Here is an 18,982-nt window from a genome sequence, read left to right on the forward strand (position 1 = left end):
GTCTGCCTCGAGGCCGTGATCGACACTCGAGGCGAGCGGCCTCAGAGAGCCATCTCGACGAGCCCGACCGTGAGCGCGTACAGGACCATCGAAGAGACCAGCGCGCGGCCGACGTGATAGCCGAAGAGGGCCCGATCGACGCCGTGTCGGAGGGCGATCGAGAGCGGGATCAGGATACAACACAGCGCGATCAGGTAGACTCCGACGACGACGGCCAGCGATTCGGCCGGGAAGGCGGCGGGATCGAACTCCGTCCCGGCACCCAGGTTCTCGCTGGACATCATCGCGGCCATCGCGATCGTCGCGCCGGCGACCAGCGGCCCGAAGTACGCCGCCGTGTTGTCGAGCGTTCCGGTCACCTGCTTCAGGCTCCGCTTGGTCCTGGCTTCGACCTCCTCGAGCTCCTCCAGGTGGTCGGCCATCGAGACGATCGCCCGGCCGGCGGGTTTCCCCTCGTCGGCGGCGATCGCCAGCAGCGCGGCCGTCCCGCGGGCTCGCGGACTGGGAACGTCCCGGAGCGCTCCGTACTCGCCGAGAAACGCCGCCTCGACGCCGGCGTGAAGGCGGCGCTGTACGCCGGCAGCGTGTTCGAACACCGCGCCGGTCTCGGCGGGAACCCGCTCGGCCGCGAGTGCGATCGCCGACTCGACGGACTCGCCTTCCGCGACCTGTCGGCCGACGATGTAGAGGGCGTCCGTGAGGTGTTCCTCCACGTTCCGGACGTCGTTGCGGACCTCGAGGATCGGACCGAAGACGGCCAGCAGCGCGGCGCCGAGGGCGAGACCGATCGCCACGATCGGGGCCAGATGGGCGAGCCCGACGGCGGTCGTGATCGCGTACCCGGCCACCCCCGCGAGGATTCCCCACAGGCCGCGCAGCCAGAGACGATCCGGAACGTTGGGGTGGTCGCGACCGACCGTCGGCGGCGGGAACGCGACCGGACGGCGGACGAGCAGCCAGAGGCTCGCCGCGACGAGAATCCCCGGGAGCACGACGTTGTACAGCAGGACGAAGATCCAGATGTTGATCGAGACGTCGGCGAGCATCGGCACGGCGGGGACGAGCGCGATCAGCGCCAGCGGGATCATGATCCCGAAGGCGAACAGGGCCGTCGTCGGTCCGCGAATGGCGGCGGTGAAATCGGCCATCTGGTTTCGCGTTCCGTTGAGGACCGCCGAGAGCGACCGATCGAGCGTTCGCACGCGCTCGCCCTCCGGCGCGTCCTGAGCGGACGCGAGCAGGTGTGCGGACCGTCGCAGCGCGGGGAACCACTCGGCCCACTCCGCGGTGAACGATAGCAGCCCCGTGTCCGAGGTCCCGATCGACCGGTCGATGTGGGCCTCGAGACTGTCCGAGAGCGGCCCCTCGCCGGTGTCGGCGGCGAACCGCACCGCGCTCTCGAGAGCCGGCTGGACCTGCATCCGCAGGACCGCGCGCCCGATGAGGTTCGGCGTGTCGCCGAGGGCCTCCGTGCGGCGAAACGCCGCCTGCAGGTGGGGCAGCGAGTGCACGCCGTGGATCGCCGCCACGGGGATCACGAGCACGAAGAACAGAACGAACGTGATCGGTGCCGGCGTGAGCAACAGCGGCAGCGGCAGGAGGGCGCCGACGATGCCGGCGCCGTAGCCCGCACGGACGATCGTCTCGTCGTCGTGTGGCGATTCGATGAACGAGAGCGAGTCGACGAGTTCGTCGCTCCCGTCGACGTCGTAGGGGTACAGTGCGGCCAGATAGCCGATGAACTCCGTTAACAGCGCCATCGATCGATCACTCCTGCCCCCGATCCGCGTAGACCGCGGCGACCTCGGGTGGATTCGTTCGCCCGTCGGCTGCGAGCCTCGAGAGGAGTTCCGTCCGGTCCGCGATAGCCCGACGGACCGTCGCGTACTCCTCGGTCGACCTGGTGAGCCGATCGACGAGGTGGCTCTCGCCGCGGTCGATCCGGCCGGTCGGTGCGGCCTGCTCGCCGTCGAGTTCGTACAACGGTTCGAACCAGATGTCGTCGCCCTTGGCGATCACCTCCTCGATCCGGGCGACCCGCCGCTTCCGGCCGTTCGGCGTGCGGTAGGACTCGACGGTCACGACGAGGTCGGTCGCCCCGAACGAGGACGGTTCGACATCGAGGTCCGAGACGACCCGTTCGTAGATCTCGTCGGCGCCGTCGCCGTGGATCGTTCCGAGGACGGCGTTCGCGTTCGCGCCGACCCGCATCGCCTCGTAGAGGACCCGCGCTTCTTCCCCCCGAATTTCACCGAGGACGAGCGCTCCGTCTCCGAGCCGGAGCGCGGTCCGAAGGGCCGCTTCGGGGGTGATCTCCGGCCCGTCGCCGGTACCGGTCCGGAGCGCCTGAACGTCCCGATCGACGGCCTGTAGCGGCTCGACCGGGAGTTCCGGCGTGTCCTCGATCAGTACGGTTCGGGTTTCCGGCGGTAGTTCGTACAGCAACGTCCCCAGCAGCGTCGTCTTCCCCGATCCACGCGTCCCGGCGATCAGCGTCGCCGCGTTGCGTTCGATGGCGACGGAGAGAAACGCCGCGACCTCCGCGCTCATGGTGTCGTTGGCGACCAGACCGGGCAGCGTGAACCGATCGTCCGCTTCTTCGCGGAACGCGAACGCGACCCCCTCCGCGACGGGATCGGTGACGCCGGCGACGCGGACGCCGGTCCCGTTCTCGAGGGCCGCCGTCGCGTCGACCGTCGGGTTCGCCCGCGAGAACGCCCGCCCGCTCGTCCGGCGGACGCGAGACGCCAGCGCCTGCGCCCCGTCCGGCGTCAGGTGGATGTTCGTCGTCATCGACTCGCCGTCGACGACGATCCGGATCGGGTTCTTCGAGACCGGCGAGGTGACGTAGACGTCGGTCACCCGCGGATCCGCGAAGAGGTCCTCGAGGACGCCGTATCCGTTCGTATGCTTCGACAGCACCCGCGTCAGGAGCGGATCCGCCGGTTCGTCCGTCGCGTACTCGATCGCCCGGGAGGCCGCGCGATCCCCCTCGACGATCCCCTCCGCGATAGCCTCGTACCCCTCGACGAGGTGGTTCCGCTCCGGCTCCGAGAGCGTCCCGTCCACCACGTCGAGCGCGTACAGAGCGACGCCGTCCTCGCGCGAGTAGATTCGCGCTTCGCTGCCGGTCTCGAGGGTTTCGACGTCTCGGAGCCGCGCATCGTCGTCGATCCGTCGGTCCACGAAGTAGTGGCCGATCGTGAGGCCGACGGTCGACGTCAGCGCCGATCCGTAGCGGTCGATGTCAGCCGCGGCCTCGAGGAGCCCGGCGTCGACGGCGACGTCGGCGACCGGTCCGATCTGGCGCTCCAGTTCCGTGGCGACCTCGAGGGGATTTTCCGCGGCGGCCGCGGCCAACTCCTCGTCTCGATCGCCGAGCAGTCCGACGAACCGGCCGGCCGCGCCGAGCAGTTCGACGCCCAGTCGCTCGTACCGTCTCTCGATCCCGTTCGATCGCGTGACGATCGCCGACGCGTCGCGTTCGGTGAGCGCCTCGACGACGGTTCGCCGACAGGCCGCTACCGTCTCGAGGTCGCCGTCACAGTCGCTCGCGTCGACGACGAGGTGATCCTCGTCGAAGGACACGCGGCACGCACACGGCGCCTTCGTCTGGTCTCCCCCGAGGAGCGATCCGAGACCGAGTTCGTCGAGAACTGATCGAAACGCGCTCGCGACCCCGTCCTGAGACATGGCGACACTGGCCGCCCCTTCTGATTTAAATTCACACATGTCGGGCGACGATCACCGGCTCCCCGTCGTCGTCTTCCAGAAGGACGAGCGCGAGCCGCTGGGTCCCGGTCCCGCCGATTTCCGTCGTCTCGTTCGTCGCGGGATCGTTCCAGACGATTTTCTCATCGATCACGTCCTCCCGGGTCGTGCCGTCCTCGAGCACGTATCGGGCGTGCGTATGGCTCCCGTTCTCGTAGGGAACCAGTTCGAAGTGGTCGACGGGTGTGGTCGTCAGCGACTCCTTCGGGAGCGTCACCTCGACGACGCGCTGGGGATCGGGATGCCCCTCGGGCGTCACCTCCTCGTGTTCGATCAGCGACGTCGCGGCGTCGTCGATGGCCGCGAGGCTCGCGTCCACCTGTCGCTGGCTGTTCATCGATGCGCCCGTGTCGATGGCGGGGATCGAAATCACCAGCAGCGCGAGCGCCAGCAGCGCTGCGAGGACGTATCGGATCACGGGAGTCGGTCGCGAAGCGATGCGAACAGAGTAGTCGATTCTCCGTCCGACTCCGTCGACGCGTTGTCGAGCACGTCGTCACCGTCCGCTCCGTCGGCGGTCGACCCGGTCTCCGCGGCGGTCGCCTCGAGGAGCGTACCGGCGGTCTCTTCCAGCCCGGCCGTTTCTTCCGGCCCGGCCCCCTCTTCCGCCTCAGCCGGTTCCCCGAACGGGGCGTCGTCGACGGTCCCACCGGACGCCGATGACGCCACATCATGGTCGTCGAACCGCGTCGTCTGACTCGAGTCGTCGGACCGATTCGCGGCCGTTTCGTCGCCCTCGGGACGCTCGAGTGTCGGCGGGTTTCCGCTCGGCTCGCCGGTTTCAACCCTCCCGTCCCGACCCTTCGAGACGCCGCGTTTCTCGAGCACTCGCTCGAATTCTTCGATCCGATACTCGAGCCGATCGACGGCGGCGATCGCGGCGTCGGCCTGCCGTTCGACGTCTCCGTTGACCGACTCGACGTTGCCGACGAAGCCGTCGATCGCGTCGACGGTTCCTTCCAGCTCCGCGAGTCGCCGGTCGTGTTCCTCGAGCCGGGCCTCGAGGCGCTCGAGATCCGCGGCGAGCGCCGCGAGATCGGCGAGTTCGTCGAGTTCGACGTCGCAGTCGACGACCGCTCGCTCGACCGCGGATAGTCGCTGATCGATCCGATCGATGTCGCTCATACCGTCTGTGGCCGAGCTATCGTATTTAAATATCAGCGCCCGCCGCGTCGCGGCCACCGGTGCGGTCGGTGGCCAGGTCGCGCTCCGGCGCTACTCGTCTGCGACGATGTCACTCGCGCGCGGACTGTCGCCGCCGTGTGGCGTCTCGCGCGGGCGGATCCGTGCGGCGTGGACCGTCTCCGTCGCGTCGTCGATGATGACGACGTCGCCCGTGGACTCCGGCAGCCGGTCCGCGTCGGCCAGCGAGACGTTCATGTACGTCGGCTGGGCCGCCTGGAGCGCCTCGAGGTCGTCCCGGGAGGTCAGTCGATGCGAGATCAGGACGTCCGACTGCGAGATCCCCACCTCCGGGACCGCGCTCGGCCGCTGTGTCGCCGAGACGAGGCTCACGCCCGGCGCGCGACCGCGCGTGAGAATCGTCCGGAGCGCCGGTTCGGCCACTCCGTCGAAGAACGTGTGGGCCTCGTCGAGCAACAGCCACGGGAGCCGATCGATCGACCCGGTGACCCGCGCGCGGTACAGCGTCTCCGCGACCCCGCGACAGACTGCGCTCATCGGTGCCGACTCGAGGCCGGAGACGTCGACGACCGTCACCTCGGAGCCGCCCAGGTCCGTCGCGTCGATGCCGTCGACGTCGAAGACGCCCCACGAGTCGGCCAGCCGGAGGTGGTTCACCGCCGCCCTCGCGTCGCTGTCCGGCGCGTCGGTCGCCTCGACCCGGTCGCACATCCCATCGAGGGTCGATTCCGCCTGTGCGGCTCGCCAGACGAGCCCGCCAGGGCCGCTCTCCGGCGAGAGACCGAGCATCGTACACCACGACCGGGGATCCAGCGACGTCGGCGTGACCGCCGGCTCGTCGACCACCGAAGCTGAGACGCCCGGGCCGGGGGTCGACTCGGCGAGGGTGTCGAACACGCCCATCGGATCGACGATCACCGGAGCGACGCCGTTCGCCCGAGCGAGCCCCTCGGCGAGTACGCCCATCGTGTACGACTTCCCGTAGCCGCGCTTGCCGACGATCAACATCGCGTGTGGGCCGTCGAAGTCGAGGTGCAACGTCGCGCCCCGACTCCCGTCGCGGGCCCGATAGGCGCCGAGGTGGCCGACGGGACCGCTCTCGAGATCGTCACCGCGTCCGATTACGAAGCTCATGCGCGGAACTCGTCGCGCCTTCGGTCTTGTAGTCCCGGACGAGGGTTTAAGGGAGAAGATCCGGCCAGAGTCGGCATGCTCTCGGAGAATCGACCGTCGAGGCGAACCGAGGGGGACCGTTCGCAACGAACGTTCCCGCGCACTGACCGCGGAATCGATCGAACGCCGGCTCAGCCCGTAACCGGGGGATCCGCCAGCGTTCCGTCCGAATTCGAACGTCTCATCGCCATTGCGACCGCTGACCGTCCCCGTCGTATCCGAACGTGCCGATGAACCCGCTGTCTCTCACGCCGATCGAACTGCTCACCGGCGTTTCGTTCGGCCTCTCGTTCGGTGTGGTCACCGCGGTACTCGTCGGGTGCGTGAGCTTCGCGGCCAGCGCTCTCGTCGGGGCCCGGTTGCCGTCGATCGCCGGCGGCGTGGTCACCGTCGCAGTCACTGCGGGGACGCTCTCCGCCGCGGACGTCCTCGACGCGAGCAGCGTTCAGCCCGGGCTCCTCCTCGCGCTCGGAGTCGGCTTCGTCCTCGGACTGTACGCGACGAGCTGGGGCGTTCAATTCGCCGACGCCCTTCCGCGACTCGCTGTCGGCACTGTCGAACGGACCCGACCGCTGTCCGCGGATGCGATCGACGCGGTCGACGCGATAGGTCAGATAACGATCCGGTCGAGCGGTGGCGTCCGCGAGTTCGAGGGGTATCCGCCGCTCGATCCGGAACTCCGGGCAGCCCTCGAGGACGGCGCCTGGCGACTCCCGGCCGATCTCCCGCTCTCGGAACTCGAGGCGCGTCTCGAGGACCGGTTGCGGACGACCGACGACTTCGAGGCGGTGTCGGTTGCCGTCGACGGTCGGGGGCGGGCGACGATCACCGCCGCGCCGCCGGCGAACGGCGTTGCGGGGCAGGTACCCGAGGGCTGGCGTGCCGTCTCGGTGCGGGCGCTCCTCCCCACGGGGCTCTGCACGGGCGACGACGTACTCGCGGTGACTGGGTCGACGACGGTCGCCGGGACCGTACTCAGTACGAACGACGCCCCCGTCGCGGACGGCGGCCGGATCGATGCGGGGGTGGCTGGTGCTGACGCGGCCGCCGACGGTACCGATACCTTCGGCCCGGATTTCGGTCCCACTGCTCCGTCGCGCGGCGGCGAGGGGCAGGTTACCGTCGCCGTGCCGACGACCGACGCCGAGACGCTCCTCGAGGCCCGCCGCGTGCGTATCGCCGTCACTCCGGGTGAGACGACCCACGAGTTCGACGCCGTCTCGGTGCTCGAACGGGACGGGACGGCGATCCGGAAGGCGACGCTGACCGAGCCGATACTGGCGGCGATCGACAACGACGTCACCGACCTCGAGATATTCGCCCTTCGCGGCGCCGATGCGCCCGACTCGACGGTTGAGGGGGAGTGGCAGTTCGACCCCGACGCGGAAGCGGTCGCGGTTGGCGCCGAGGCGTTTCTGCTGGGGACCGACGGGGACGCCGTCGAGACCGGATCCGGCGCGGGAGACGCCTCTGTCGAATCGGACGCCGGAGACGACCATACCGTACCGGACGCGGGTGACGACCGCGTGGAGGTGAGTCACTGAGATGACGGCGACGCTCCTGCTCGAGGCGTTCGGCGCGGCCGAACCGCTCCAGAGCGCCGGCTCGGCGTCGATCAAGTGGACGCGTACGGCCCTGCTCAGCATCCTCGGGTACGGGCTGCTGGCGGGCGCTGGCGCGCTCGCGGTCGCGTTCGGGTATCGGGCGCTGACCGTCCGGAAACTGCCGGCCGGCCCGGCCGTCCTCGTCGGCCTCGCGCTGCCGACGGGGTGGCTGACGATCGGGGCGGTTCGGCAGGGTACGGTCGTCGCCGAGTCGCCGCTGCTCCACTACACGTCGAGCGTCTTCCTGCTCGGCGTGGTCGCCGCCGGAACGCTCGCCGCGGCCGGCGGCCACCGCCTGGGCGACCACCTCGCGTGTGGTGTCTTCGACGTGCGACCACTCGAGCGCAGCGGGCCGGTCGCGGATCTCGTCCGGTCTGCCGGCCTCGCCGTCGCGGTCACGCTGCCCGACACCATCGACGACGCCGACGGCTATCCGACCGTCGACGCGGCCCGCAAACGCGAACTCGCGGGCCGGCGGTTCCTGTTTCCCAGCGACCTGTCGGTGTCGGAACTGCAGGCCAGACTCGAGGCCCGGATCGAGTCCGATTTCGACGTCGGCTACGTCTGCGCCGAGTTAGACGAGGACGGCAGCGCGGTCGGCGTCGCGGTGGGCGATCGGCAGGTCGGCGTCAGCCCCACGCTGGGCCCCGACCAGGTTGCCGTCGCGATCGCCGCCGACCCGCCGTCGCGGGCCAGTACCGGGGATCCCGTCGAAATCTGGACGACCGGCGACGGGCAGAACGGATTCGTCGCGACGGGCACGTTGCGAGCGAGTGCGGGGTCGGCGACGACGCTGCTCGTCGACGCGGACGACGCGACGGCCTTCGAGGCCGGCCGACGATATCGGCTCACGACGCGGCCCGAGACGCCGAGCGACGGGCACGCGCTCGTCTCGGCGATCCGCGCCGCGGACGAGACCGTCACGGTACGGACGGTCGACGAGGGTGGGCCCCTCGAGAACGAGTTTGCCGGCTGGGTTCCGGGACGCGTGCTCGCGATCGAACGCGGCGACGAGATCATCTCGCTGCCGGCCGACAGGGAACCGCTCGAGGCCGGCAACATGGTCTACGCCTTCGGGACGCCCGTCGAACTAGAAGCACCATCGTCGGTCCTCGAGGAGTCGGTAAATTCGGACATCGCTCCGGAAGCGGTGTCAGAGACAGCAGAGTGATCGCCCCGTATTGGACGATTCCGACCGACGCGATTGACGGTTCTCGTGTGATCTCGACAATTCGTGTCTCTCCTCGACGACTTGGGATTTGCTATTGTATATAACTGCTGATGCTGGAGTTTATATAATTTAACACAACATAAATTGAACCATGAAAAGAATACCACAGCTAACAATGGTTCTAAGCGTCCTTCTCCTCGGTGCCGGTGTCCTCTTCACTGGCGCTGTCGCTGCGGAGGAGTCAACGCTTGAGGGAATGGAAGGCAACGGAACAGAAGCGGATCCATACGTGATCACCGACGTTGAGGAGTTACAGGCGATGAACGAGGATCGGTACGGTCATTATGTTCTTAGTGGCGATATTAGCGCTGAGGAGACTGCGGCGTGGGGCCGAGGGACGGGATTCAAACCAGTCGGCGATCAATCGAGTCCGTTCCACGGCTCCCTCGACGGGAAGAATCATACGATTGAGGGTCTCACGATCGATCGAGCGACTGCAGGTGATGTCGGACTGTTCGGAGTGATCGAGGGATCAGTCCACCATCTCCAATTCGAAGCGGCCGATATTCACGGCGGCAACGATGCAGGAGTGATCGCCGGTGAGAACTTCGGGGAAATCAGTTCCGTCTATGCGGTCGGAACCGTGGAGGGATCCCGGACGGGTGGGTTAGTCGGAGTGATGATCGGTGGCCGCATCGAAGATTCAGGTGCCGATGTCACCGTTACTGGTGATGGTTATGCAGGTGGGGTAGTCGGTTCATTACGGAACGGCGAGGTCGTTAGCGTGTATGCGACAGGCGATGTTGAAGGGTCGGACGCGGGCGGTCTAGCCGGTCAGGTCTCCCGACAGGGCGGGGAACTTCGGTTAGCGTACGCGACGGGTGATGTACGAGGTGACCGGATAGCAGGTTCTCTGAACGGACGCAATTACGGACCGACCAGTCTCGTATTCGCAACGGGCGAAGTCACGGGCGGTGAAACCAGTGGATTAGTCGGACGCAACGACGCAGATTACATTCAAAACCACGGCACAGTAACGTATGGTTATTGGGACGTTGACACAACGGGTCAGACTGCGACCGATTCGTACGATGATATCGGCGTTCCGCTCACGAACGAGGAAATAACTGGGGCGGAATCGAAAGACAACTTAGACGGATTCAACTTCGAGCACTTCTGGGTCGCGACTGACGACTATCCCGTCTTCGACTGGCAGGTCGAAGACGTCTCAGTTACCGTCACGGAACCGTCAGTACAGGAAGGCCATCAGACGGATGTGACGGTGACGCTGACGCTGGATGACGGTTCGACGGTTACGGCTTCAGAAACAGCCGACTACGAGACTGACGATCTCGCCGCCGTCGACGCTGGCGTCGTCGAAGCCCACGAGCAGGGCACGACCGAAATCACAGCTACGGTCGCTGGCCACAGTGACACCGCAAAACTCGAGATCACCGAGCCACCGAACATCGAACTCGAGGACGCGTCGCTCGAGGCGCTTGCCGTCGTCAACGGAACCGAAAGCGAAGCGACGGCAACGTACGCGAACGACGGCGGGCCCGGTGGGCATACGGCCGAACTAACCGTCGACGGGGAAACCATCGCTACCGAGCGGGTCTGGCTCGGGGCCGACGACGAGACGATGGTGACGTTCGAGTGGACGCCCGACGGTGACGCCGGGACCGAATACGACGTCGCGGTCGACGAGACCGACCTCGGTACACTCACCGTCGTCGACGCGGAAACGGTTTCCCTCGAGTCACTCTCCGCTCCCGACCAGATCAGCCCCGGAACACCGTACGAAGTGACGGTCGACCTCGCGACCGACCGCGACGAACCGGTCCGTACGAGCGTCTCCTACGAGTTCGGTACCGAGCACAGCGTAACGGAATCGGTCGTGATCGAGCCCTCGGACTCGACGGTTGGCTTCGAACACGTTCACGACGCCACTCCTGGCGTGTCGCTTCCCCACACGGTGGCCCTCGAGGGTGAGACGTTCGAGACGATCAGTGAGGTCGTCGAACCACCGACATTCGAGATCACAGATGTCGATGTGCCTGAAGAGGTTCCGATCGACGAGACGTTCGAACTGGCAGTCTCCGTCGAGAACACCGGCGACCTCGATGGAACGCAGTCAATCGCTGTCGAGGGCGCGGATGCCGAACTCGCGAACGAGGAACTGACCGTCGGTACAAATACGACCGAGACCGTGTCGGCGACCGTGACCGAATCGGTGGCCGGCGACTACGAATACACCGTCTCGAGCGCCGATGACGAGCGCACTGTGTCAGTCGCGATCGAAGGGGACGATGACGGGTCCGAATCGAGTGCTACCGAGAATAGTGATGGCTCGGATGGCGTGCCCGGGTTCGGTCCGATCGCAGCGCTTGTTACCCTCTCGCTTGTCGCGCCGCTCGTGCGGCGCTAATCGTCCCACTGCGTGGGCTTCTCGAGACTCGTTCTCTGCCCCGCTTCTCCTCCGAAACCGTGATCGAGGTGTAACGGACGCACCAAGGGCAATAGCTTTCGGCCCCCTGATCACAATATACGCGTATGTCCGAACTCCGTGCCGCCGCAGAGACGGCCGTCCGGCAGTGTCTCGCGCTCGAGGAAGACGAATCCTGTGTCGTCGTCACCGACGACGAGCGCGAACCGATCGGCGAATCGCTGTACGCGGTCGCCAGCGAGATCACCGACGACGCGGTCGTCGTCCGCTATCCGCCCGGCGAGACTCACGGGAGCGAACCGCCCGAACCCGTCGCGGCGGCGATGACCGGCGCGGACGTCGTACTCGCACCGACGACGAAGAGTCTGAGTCACACGCGGGCCCGTACCGAAGCGAACGAGGCCGGCGCCCGCGTCGCGACGCTGCCGGGGATCACCGCGGACATCTTCACGACGGGGTTGAGTGCCGACTACGAGTCGATCGCGGCCCACTGTGCGGACGTGCTCGAGCAGGTCGCCGACGCCGACGAGATCCGCGTCACGACCCCCGCCGGCACGGACATCACCTTCGGCATCGGCGACCGGGAGTGGCTCTCGGATACGGGCATCGTCCACGAGGCCGGCCGGATGTCGAACCTACCTGCGGGCGAGGTGTTCGTCAGCCCCGAGACCGCCGACGGGACCTTCGTCGTGGACGGGACCATGCGTCCCCACGGGCTGCTCGAGGACGGCCACGAACTCACCTTCGAGGTCGAGGACGGACTGGTCACGCACATCTCCGACGACGAGATCCGCGAGACGGTCGAGGGTGCCGCCGAGGAGGCCGGCGACGCCGCGTACAACCTCGCGGAACTGGGGATCGGAACGAACGTCGCGGTCACCGACCTCGTCGGCTCCGTGCTCCTCGACGAGAAGGCCGGCGGCACCGTCCACATCGCCATCGGCGACAACGCGGGAATCGGTGGCGAGACGGAGGCGCCGATCCACCTCGACGGCATTCTGCGGGAGCCGACGGTCTACGCCGACGGGGAGGTCGTCGACCTCCCAACGAGCGAGCGGTGAAACCGTAAGCAGGTGCGGACGTGGAACGTTCACGGGCGTAGCCGAGCGGCCCACCCCCGAGCGTTCGATACGACCGTGCGGACCCGTACCGTCCGACGGACGGGTCCAATCGCCTTTTAGGTGTGTGGCGTCTACGTCGTGCTATGAACGACATTCCGGATCGAGTGCCGACGCCCTGTCCGTCCTGCTCGCCGGACCTCGAGACGGTCCACGAGGTCCTGACGGCGACGGAGGGCGGCGGCACCGTCACGGTTCGCTGCAGCGAGTGTAGCCACGTCCACAAGATTCAGCCCGAACGGGAGCGCGAGGTGACCCTCGACGTGGTCGTCTCCCAGGGCGGCGAGTCCTTCGCGGCCAACGTGACGACCCCCGAGGACGAGACGATCGAGACCGGCGACGAGTTCATCCTCGAGACCGAGGAGGTGCTCTCGACGGTTCGCGTGACGAGTATCGAACTCGACGGCCAGAAACGGCGGGAGGAAGCCGTCGCCGAGGACATCGAGACCGTCTGGACCCGGGAGGTCGACAACGTCGCGGTCAACGTCACGGTCCATCCCCAGGACGGTTCCCGTGACGACAGCCGAAGCATCACGGTCCACGTCCCCGGCGACTACGAGTTCGAGGTCGGCGAGGTCGAGACGTTCGGCGAGGACGAGTTCGAGATCGACGCCTTCGTCGTTCGGGACGACGCCGCCGACTACGATCGGGACCGCTACGAGATGGAAGGCGATCGGATCCTCGCGAAAGACGCCAAGCGGGTCTACGCGTACGACGAGCAGACCAGCGCCTGGTCGGCCTGGTAGCGACGCTGGCGTCGCGATCCGGACGCCGGCCCAGCACTCGCCACCCGCGTTCTATTCCTCTCGAGGGCGTACGTCGGACCATGTTCGGCAACTTCGGCTCTAGCTCCGGCCCCGGCCCCGACCCCGACGACTTCGAGGCAGCCCGCGAGCAGATGATCAGGACCGTCGCCCCGCGGGTCGACGACGACCGCGTTCTCGAGGCCATGGAGTCGGTCCCTCGCCACGCCTTCGTCCCGTCGAATCGGCGGGACAGCGCCTACGAGGACCGTCCGCTGCCGATCGGCGACGGGCAAACGATCAGCGCGCCGCACATGGTCGCGATCATGGCCGACGAACTCGACCTCGAGGACGACGAGGACGTCCTCGAGATCGGCACCGGCCGTGGCTATCATGCCGCGGTCACGGCCGAAATCGTCGGCGAGGAGAACGTTTACACCGTCGAGTACGGCGAGGAACTCGCCGAACGGGCGCGCGAACGGCTCGCCGACGTCGGCTACGAGGGAATCGCCGTTCGAACCGGCGACGGCCGCGAGGGCTGGGCCGAGCACGCCCCCTACGACGCGGCCTACTTCACGTGTGCGGCCCCGGACTTCCCCGACTCCGTCGTCGAACAGGTGCGCTCGGGCGGGCGTCTCCTCGCGCCAATCGGCAGCCGAACCCAGACGCTCGTCGAGGCAACGAAACGCGACGACGGTCGACTCGAGCGCACCGACCACGGCGGCGTCCGGTTCGTCGAATTACGGGGGTAGGGGCGTCCGATTCGTCGATTACGGGGGTAGTAATCGCCCATTACCGGCCGGGCGGCGCAAGCGCGCCTTTGATAACGACCGGCGCGATACCCCGAATATGGACCCCGCGGTACTGCGAGAGGACATGGTCGACGGCCTCGAGTCCCCCGCTAAGGACGTGCTGGCGGACGAGGCCGTCGCCGTCGCGATGCGCGACGTTCCGCGCCACGAGTTCTTCGAGGACGACCGGTCGGCGTACGCCGATCGCGAACACGAGGCGCTGGGGACCCGCGTGCTCGCTCCGAGTACGGTCGCTCGCCTGTTACAGACGCTAGCCCTCGAGGACGACGCGGACGTCCTGATCGTCGGCGCGGGCGTCGGCTACACGGCCGCCGTCGCGGCCGAGATCGTCGGTGAAACGAACGTTCACGCCGTCGACATCTCCCGACCGCTGGTCGTCGAAGCCCGTCAGAACCTCGCTCGAGCGCGCTACGAGGGCGTTCTGGTCGACTGCCGAGACGGCGCGAACGGCCTCCCCGAGTACGCGCCGTTCGACCGCATTCTGCTCGAGGCCGCCGCCGTCGACCCGCCGCGAGCGCTCCTCGAGCAACTGCGGGACGACGGCCGCCTTGTCTTCCCTCGCGGGAGCCAGCCACAGCACCTCGAGGCCGTGACGGCAGAGGGCGACCGAATTCGTTCCGGAACGGTCTCGTTCGATCCGTTGCTGGTCGAGGGAGAACAGTCGGGGTCGATCGAACGAAACCGAACGGCTCGCGAGGACCGCGAGCACGCGATCCGCCGCGCCGAATCGCGACGCGGCTGGGAGCAAGAGTGGATCGAGTGGGACGATTCGATCGGGTCTCACGGCTCGTTACGATAGAATTCGGACGGATAGCTGGCGCTTGGAGCGCGACTTCGGGGGAAAAGTGGGGGGTGGGGGATTGGGGGTGGCGATAGTCTATCGCAGATCGCCATCTATTCGTACGTTCTGTCGGGGGTTAACTATACCTTCTAACTGATTAGTGGATAGGAAGGCATCACCACTAGATAATTAGAGTAGCTAGAAGCAACGTCGAGAATTAATCGAACGGCGCCATCGGTCGATGCCGAACGCAGCGGTAATCGGCCTCCACGCGCCGGTAACCGGTCTCCAGTAGTACCCGATTTCACACCGCGACAACCCGGATCGGGCGCCGCCCTCGATCGACGTTCCCAACAGCTGCTCGTCGAAACGGTGCTTCGAGCGTTGCGGATTCAGGTCCAGCACGAGGTACCCGGACAGGTTCGCTTGGGCGAAGGATCCGCGAGAGACCGTCGGCACTCGAGATCGTATCGTTCGGGGGGAAAAGTGGGGGGTGGGGGATTGGGGGTGGCGATAGTCTATCGCAGATCGCCACTTATGGATAGGAACCCACGGATGGTAAATATATCTTCTAACTGTTTGTATGTCGGGTATCTGTGTTACTAATTATTTAGTCTCTCCGTCGAACGCCAGCGTAACGAGCTTGCGTTCGGCCGCTCGCAGATGGTAATGATACGTTGGCGACGAAACGCCGAGGGCGTCCGCGAGATCCTCGCCGGTGCTCTCGCGAGGCCACTCGAAGAACCCGCTGTAATGGGCCGCCTGTAGCGCCTCGAACTGCTTCTCCGTGAGTCGCTCCTCGAGATGCGTGTCGAGTTGTCGCGCCGAGGGGGTGCTGGTCGTTTCGCGTCGCGCCTCGAGTTCCGTCTCGGGATACCGCTCCCTGATCGCCTCGACCAGCGACCGCGCCTCGACCTGCTGGGGTACCTCGAGGACGAGATTCGTCGTCCCGTGTTCGGCCCTCGCGGTCCGCAACTGGACGTCGTAGGTGCGCAGGACGTCCAGAAACGGTAACGAGGAGACCGTTAGTTCACAGAGGAGTTCGTCGTCCCCCTCGGAGACGACGGAGACTGCCTCGACCGACGCCCACTGGTCGAACGCCGCGAGATCGGCGTCCGTCGGTGCGCTGATGAACACGACGACCTCGTCGTCCCGATCGATCACCCCCTCGACGGTGATCGCGCCGTCGATGTGGTCTGCGAGGCGGTTCAACAACAGTCGCGAGTCGTGGCACGCGAGTTCGAGTTCGAGCTGACTGTCCGTCAGCATCGCTCGCGTGCGTTCGACCGATCGGATCGCGTGGCCGATCGTCTCTCCGAGTTCGCCGAGCACCTCCCGCTCGCTGTCGCCCATCGAGTCGGCGCCGGCCACGTGGACGAGCAACGCGCCGTACTGGCGCTCGTCGTCGGCCAGCGGCACCGCGAGGAGCGTCTGGTAGCCGTGGGTTAAGGCCTCCTTTCGGCGCCGGTCCCAGCCGTCGGCCTCGAGGACGTTTCGGACGACCTGCACCGCTTCGGCCTCGAGTGCCTCCCTGACCAGTCCGATCTCGGGGGCGCAATCGCCGTCCTCCTGGACTCTGTCGATGAAGGCCGCGTCGACCCCGGCCCAGGCCGTCGGCTCCGGGGGATCGTCGCTCGAGGCGATCCAGGCGAAACAGTACCGTTCGGTGTCGGCGAGTCGTTCACAGACCCGCGTCTCGATTTCCGTCCGCGTCGACGCCTGGGCGACGCCGTGGTTGATCTCCCGAACGATCTCGTTCGTGTGGTTGAGCCGCGTCAGCTCCTCGTTTTGCCGGGTGAGCGTCCGGTCGTGTTCCCTGAGCAGTTGCTCGCGTTCCGCTCGATCCAGCGCCGCTTCGGTGTTCGCCGCCAGAATGTGGAGCAACTCCGTCATCGTCTCGTCGAACCCGTCGACGTCCTCGGTTCCCGCGACCAACACCCCGTGGGTCCCCAGCGGGACGATCAACTCGCTGCGACTCACCGTCTTGACGTCCGTCTGCGGATCCCGCGTTACGTCCTCGTAGTAGGCGCTCTCCCCCTCCGAGAACACCTCCCAGACGTTGCCTTCGCCCTGCTCGAAGTGTCGCTCCGGATCGACGAGCTCCCGCGATTCCCGCGTCGACGCCGCGTGCTCGAGTCTCCCTTCGGTGGGTTCGAACGCGTACGCGGCCGCGATGGGCACGTCGAGGATCGCCCCCGCGGTATCGACCGCCGACTGGTAGATCTCGCGTTTCGTCCCCGCGCGCATCAGATCCCGCGTCGTCTCGTGGAGCGTCGTCAGCGTCCGCTCGTACCGGCGCTCGCTCTCGCGGAGTTCCGTCTCGGTCCGATACTGGGAGACCGCGTTCGTGATCTGGTTGGCCAGCAGGGCGTACTGCTCCTCGCCCGACTCCTTCTGGAGGTACTGGGTCACGCCCGCGGCGATCGCCTCGCTGGCGATCTCTTCGGATCCCCGACCCGTAAAGAGGATGAAAGGCAGGTCCGGATCGTCCTCGCGAACTCGTTCTAACAGCTCGAGGCCGGTCATCTTCGGCATCTCGTAGTCGCTGACGATACAGTCGATCGAACGCTCGTCGATCGATGCCAGTGCCGCCTCGGCGTCCGTCGCCGTCTCGGCGACGATCGCCTCGCGCTCGCGCTCGAGCATCTCGCCGGCCAGATCCGCAAAGCCCGGTTCGTTGTCGACGATGAGGACGGTGATCGGTTTCGTCATTGGTTGGCGTGTCGTCGTGACGGTCGTTGCCGATGGATGACCGAACAGATACTAAATAATTAGCATTTCACGGCGATCTACCCGTGGTAGTTTTAGCTCGGTACCGATCACGAGGGCTCGTTTGAACTGGGAAGATTCCCGTCGAATTCGTACGCTTCGGCCCAGTTTATCGACGGATGATCGATTTCGGATTCGAATCGCAGTTCCATCTTTTGCTCCGTGGCCTCGGTCGCATCGATCCAGTAGAACGTTTCTTCTGGCGGGTAATAAACCAGAAACGCGTCAATCTCTCCGTGATACGTGTGTTCGTGATAGGCGCCGTTTTTGGTCGTCTGCGAGTGGGTATTGAACCGAAACGTGTCGTCTTTGTTCGACCACGCCGTTTTACACTGAACCCGATAGAGGATGCCCCCGTCATCGACGACGAGATCGTATCTGTCGTTGTCCCCGAACGGGATCGAGACGCTGTATCCCCATTCGATCAACTTCGAGAGCGCTTTCGACTCGGTCTCGTCCCCGACGCTTCGAATTACGCATACGCCCGTTGCGTCCCTTCTCGGATAAGAACCGTCGGCTGTCGAATACTGCTCGCCGAATCGAACGGGTGGATGTACCGAGGTTCGGCAACCGTTTCGCCGAAATCAGTCACTCGTTCGTTCCGTGGTTCAAATCCCTTTTAGGATTCTCTCGATTTCAGCCTCACTCGTCGCTACGCTCCTCGCTCGAGAGTTGAAATCGAGAGAACGCCCGGAGCGGGATTTGAACCCGCGTCACAACCGTGACAGGGTTGTATGATGGGCCACTACACCATCCGGGCTCGCAACTCATCGTTTCCCGGTGAAACTCTTAAGGGTTCTGTTCCGACTATCATTCGAATTTCTTACTATACAGTGTGGGACGCTTCTCTGTCGACTGTTCTACACTCGAGAGACGTGCCACCAACTCACACTACTCCGCGGATATCGGGTTCTCCCCTCGTTTCCTCAAAATGGATGAGTGCGGGATTTGAACTACGGTTATTTCGCACATGACGTTCGCCTCACTTCTCGGTTCAAATCCCTTTTGGGTTCTCTCGCTTTTAGCCCTCGCTCGTCGCTACGCTCCTCGCTCGAGAGTTGAAATCGAGAGAACGCCCGGAGCGGGATTTGAACCCGCGTCACAACCGTGACAGGGTTGTATGATGGGCCACTACACCATCCGGGCTCGCAACTCATCGTTTCCCGGTGACGGTATTAAGACTTTCCAATCGACAACCGTGTGGTACGGTGAATCGAGCCACGAACCGCGACTCGAGCCTCCGTCGTGCTACTCCGTCACACTCCCCACAAGGAATTTAACGGATACCGGGTAACTGTCGCACGTGATCGGCTCCCTCCGATCAGGGTTGCCCTGGGCGGATAGCCGTGCTTCTCGATCGAGTTAGTAACCGTTAAATGCGTCCCGCCGCTATTTCGCTGTAGTATCTCGTGACAGCCGCTTCTCTCCCGATAGCCGACACGCACACCAAC

The 18,982-nt window shown here is 65.9% G+C and carries 14 protein-coding genes and 2 tRNA genes; 7 read left to right on the forward strand and 9 right to left on the reverse strand.

What is annotated here, in order from left to right; translation table 11 throughout:
* Positions 1-41: 41 nt before the first annotated feature.
* The 5 genes from J0X25_RS27085 to J0X25_RS27105 form a co-directional block, all read right to left on the reverse strand.
* A complete protein-coding gene (locus tag J0X25_RS27085; RefSeq protein WP_207290646.1) occupies positions 42-1,760 on the reverse strand; it encodes a secretion system protein in 1,719 nt (572 codons plus the stop codon).
* A gap of 7 nt (positions 1,761-1,767) precedes the next feature.
* A complete protein-coding gene (locus tag J0X25_RS27090) occupies positions 1,768-3,693 on the reverse strand; it encodes a type II/IV secretion system ATPase subunit (RefSeq protein ID WP_207290647.1) in 1,926 nt (641 codons plus the stop codon).
* 31 nt (positions 3,694-3,724) lie between these two features.
* Positions 3,725-4,189: a DUF7311 family protein gene (locus J0X25_RS27095; RefSeq protein WP_207290648.1), complete on the reverse strand. Its 465-nt coding sequence runs from the start codon at positions 4,187-4,189 to the stop codon at positions 3,725-3,727.
* Positions 4,186-4,896, reverse strand: a complete 711-nt coding sequence (locus J0X25_RS27100; protein WP_207290649.1) for a DUF7310 family coiled-coil domain-containing protein — start codon at positions 4,894-4,896, stop codon at positions 4,186-4,188. The genes J0X25_RS27095 and J0X25_RS27100 overlap by 4 nt, the downstream gene beginning before the upstream one ends.
* Positions 4,897-4,986: 90 nt before the next feature.
* The gene (locus J0X25_RS27105; RefSeq protein WP_207290650.1) at positions 4,987-6,048 is read right to left on the reverse strand and encodes an ATP-binding protein; all 1,062 of its coding nucleotides are present in this window, start codon (positions 6,046-6,048) and stop codon (positions 4,987-4,989) included.
* 269 nt (positions 6,049-6,317) lie between these two features.
* Here J0X25_RS27105 and J0X25_RS27110 point away from each other — a divergent pair, with 269 nt between their 5' ends.
* From J0X25_RS27110 to J0X25_RS27140, 7 genes are all read left to right on the forward strand, one after another.
* Positions 6,318-7,631 carry a DUF8167 domain-containing protein gene (locus tag J0X25_RS27110; RefSeq protein ID WP_207290651.1) on the forward strand — a complete coding sequence of 438 codons (1,314 nt, stop codon included), beginning with the start codon at positions 6,318-6,320 and terminating at the stop codon, positions 7,629-7,631.
* 1 nt (position 7,632) lies between these two features.
* Positions 7,633-8,862: a DUF8167 domain-containing protein gene (locus J0X25_RS27115; RefSeq protein WP_207290652.1), complete on the forward strand. Its 1,230-nt coding sequence runs from the start codon at positions 7,633-7,635 to the stop codon at positions 8,860-8,862.
* 175 nt (positions 8,863-9,037) lie between these two features.
* Positions 9,038-11,290, forward strand: a complete 2,253-nt coding sequence (locus J0X25_RS27120) for a hypothetical protein (RefSeq protein ID WP_207290653.1) — start codon at positions 9,038-9,040, stop codon at positions 11,288-11,290.
* Between the two features lie 125 nt (positions 11,291-11,415).
* Positions 11,416-12,369, forward strand: a complete 954-nt coding sequence (locus J0X25_RS27125; RefSeq protein ID WP_207290654.1) for an aminopeptidase — start codon at positions 11,416-11,418, stop codon at positions 12,367-12,369.
* A gap of 143 nt (positions 12,370-12,512) precedes the next feature.
* A complete protein-coding gene (locus J0X25_RS27130) occupies positions 12,513-13,172 on the forward strand; it encodes an HVO_0476 family zinc finger protein (RefSeq protein WP_207290655.1) in 660 nt (219 codons plus the stop codon).
* Between the two features lie 80 nt (positions 13,173-13,252).
* A complete protein-coding gene (locus J0X25_RS27135) occupies positions 13,253-13,921 on the forward strand; it encodes a protein-L-isoaspartate(D-aspartate) O-methyltransferase (protein WP_207290656.1) in 669 nt (222 codons plus the stop codon).
* A gap of 97 nt (positions 13,922-14,018) precedes the next feature.
* Positions 14,019-14,780: a protein-L-isoaspartate O-methyltransferase family protein gene (locus J0X25_RS27140; protein ID WP_207290657.1), complete on the forward strand. Its 762-nt coding sequence runs from the start codon at positions 14,019-14,021 to the stop codon at positions 14,778-14,780.
* A gap of 588 nt (positions 14,781-15,368) precedes the next feature.
* Here J0X25_RS27140 and J0X25_RS27145 read toward each other — a convergent pair.
* The 4 genes from J0X25_RS27145 to J0X25_RS27160 all read right to left on the reverse strand — a co-directional run bounded on the left by J0X25_RS27145 (position 15,369) and on the right by J0X25_RS27160 (position 18,677).
* Complete coding sequence (locus J0X25_RS27145; RefSeq protein WP_207290658.1) at positions 15,369-17,474, reverse strand: bacterio-opsin activator domain-containing protein; 2,106 nt, start codon at positions 17,472-17,474, stop codon at positions 15,369-15,371.
* Between the two features lie 107 nt (positions 17,475-17,581).
* On the reverse strand, positions 17,582-17,959 hold the full coding sequence (locus J0X25_RS27150) for a group I intron-associated PD-(D/E)XK endonuclease (protein ID WP_425600931.1): 378 nt from the start codon (positions 17,957-17,959) through the stop codon (positions 17,582-17,584).
* Positions 17,960-18,218: 259 nt separating this feature from the next.
* Positions 18,219-18,291: transfer RNA gene (locus J0X25_RS27155), tRNA-Asp, on the reverse strand.
* Between the two features lie 313 nt (positions 18,292-18,604).
* Positions 18,605-18,677: transfer RNA gene (locus J0X25_RS27160), tRNA-Asp, on the reverse strand.
* Positions 18,678-18,982: the final 305 nt, after the last annotated feature.

It is taken from the genome of Haloterrigena alkaliphila, from assembly GCF_017352155.2.
GTDB classification, from domain to species: domain Archaea; phylum Halobacteriota; class Halobacteria; order Halobacteriales; family Natrialbaceae; genus Haloterrigena; species Haloterrigena alkaliphila.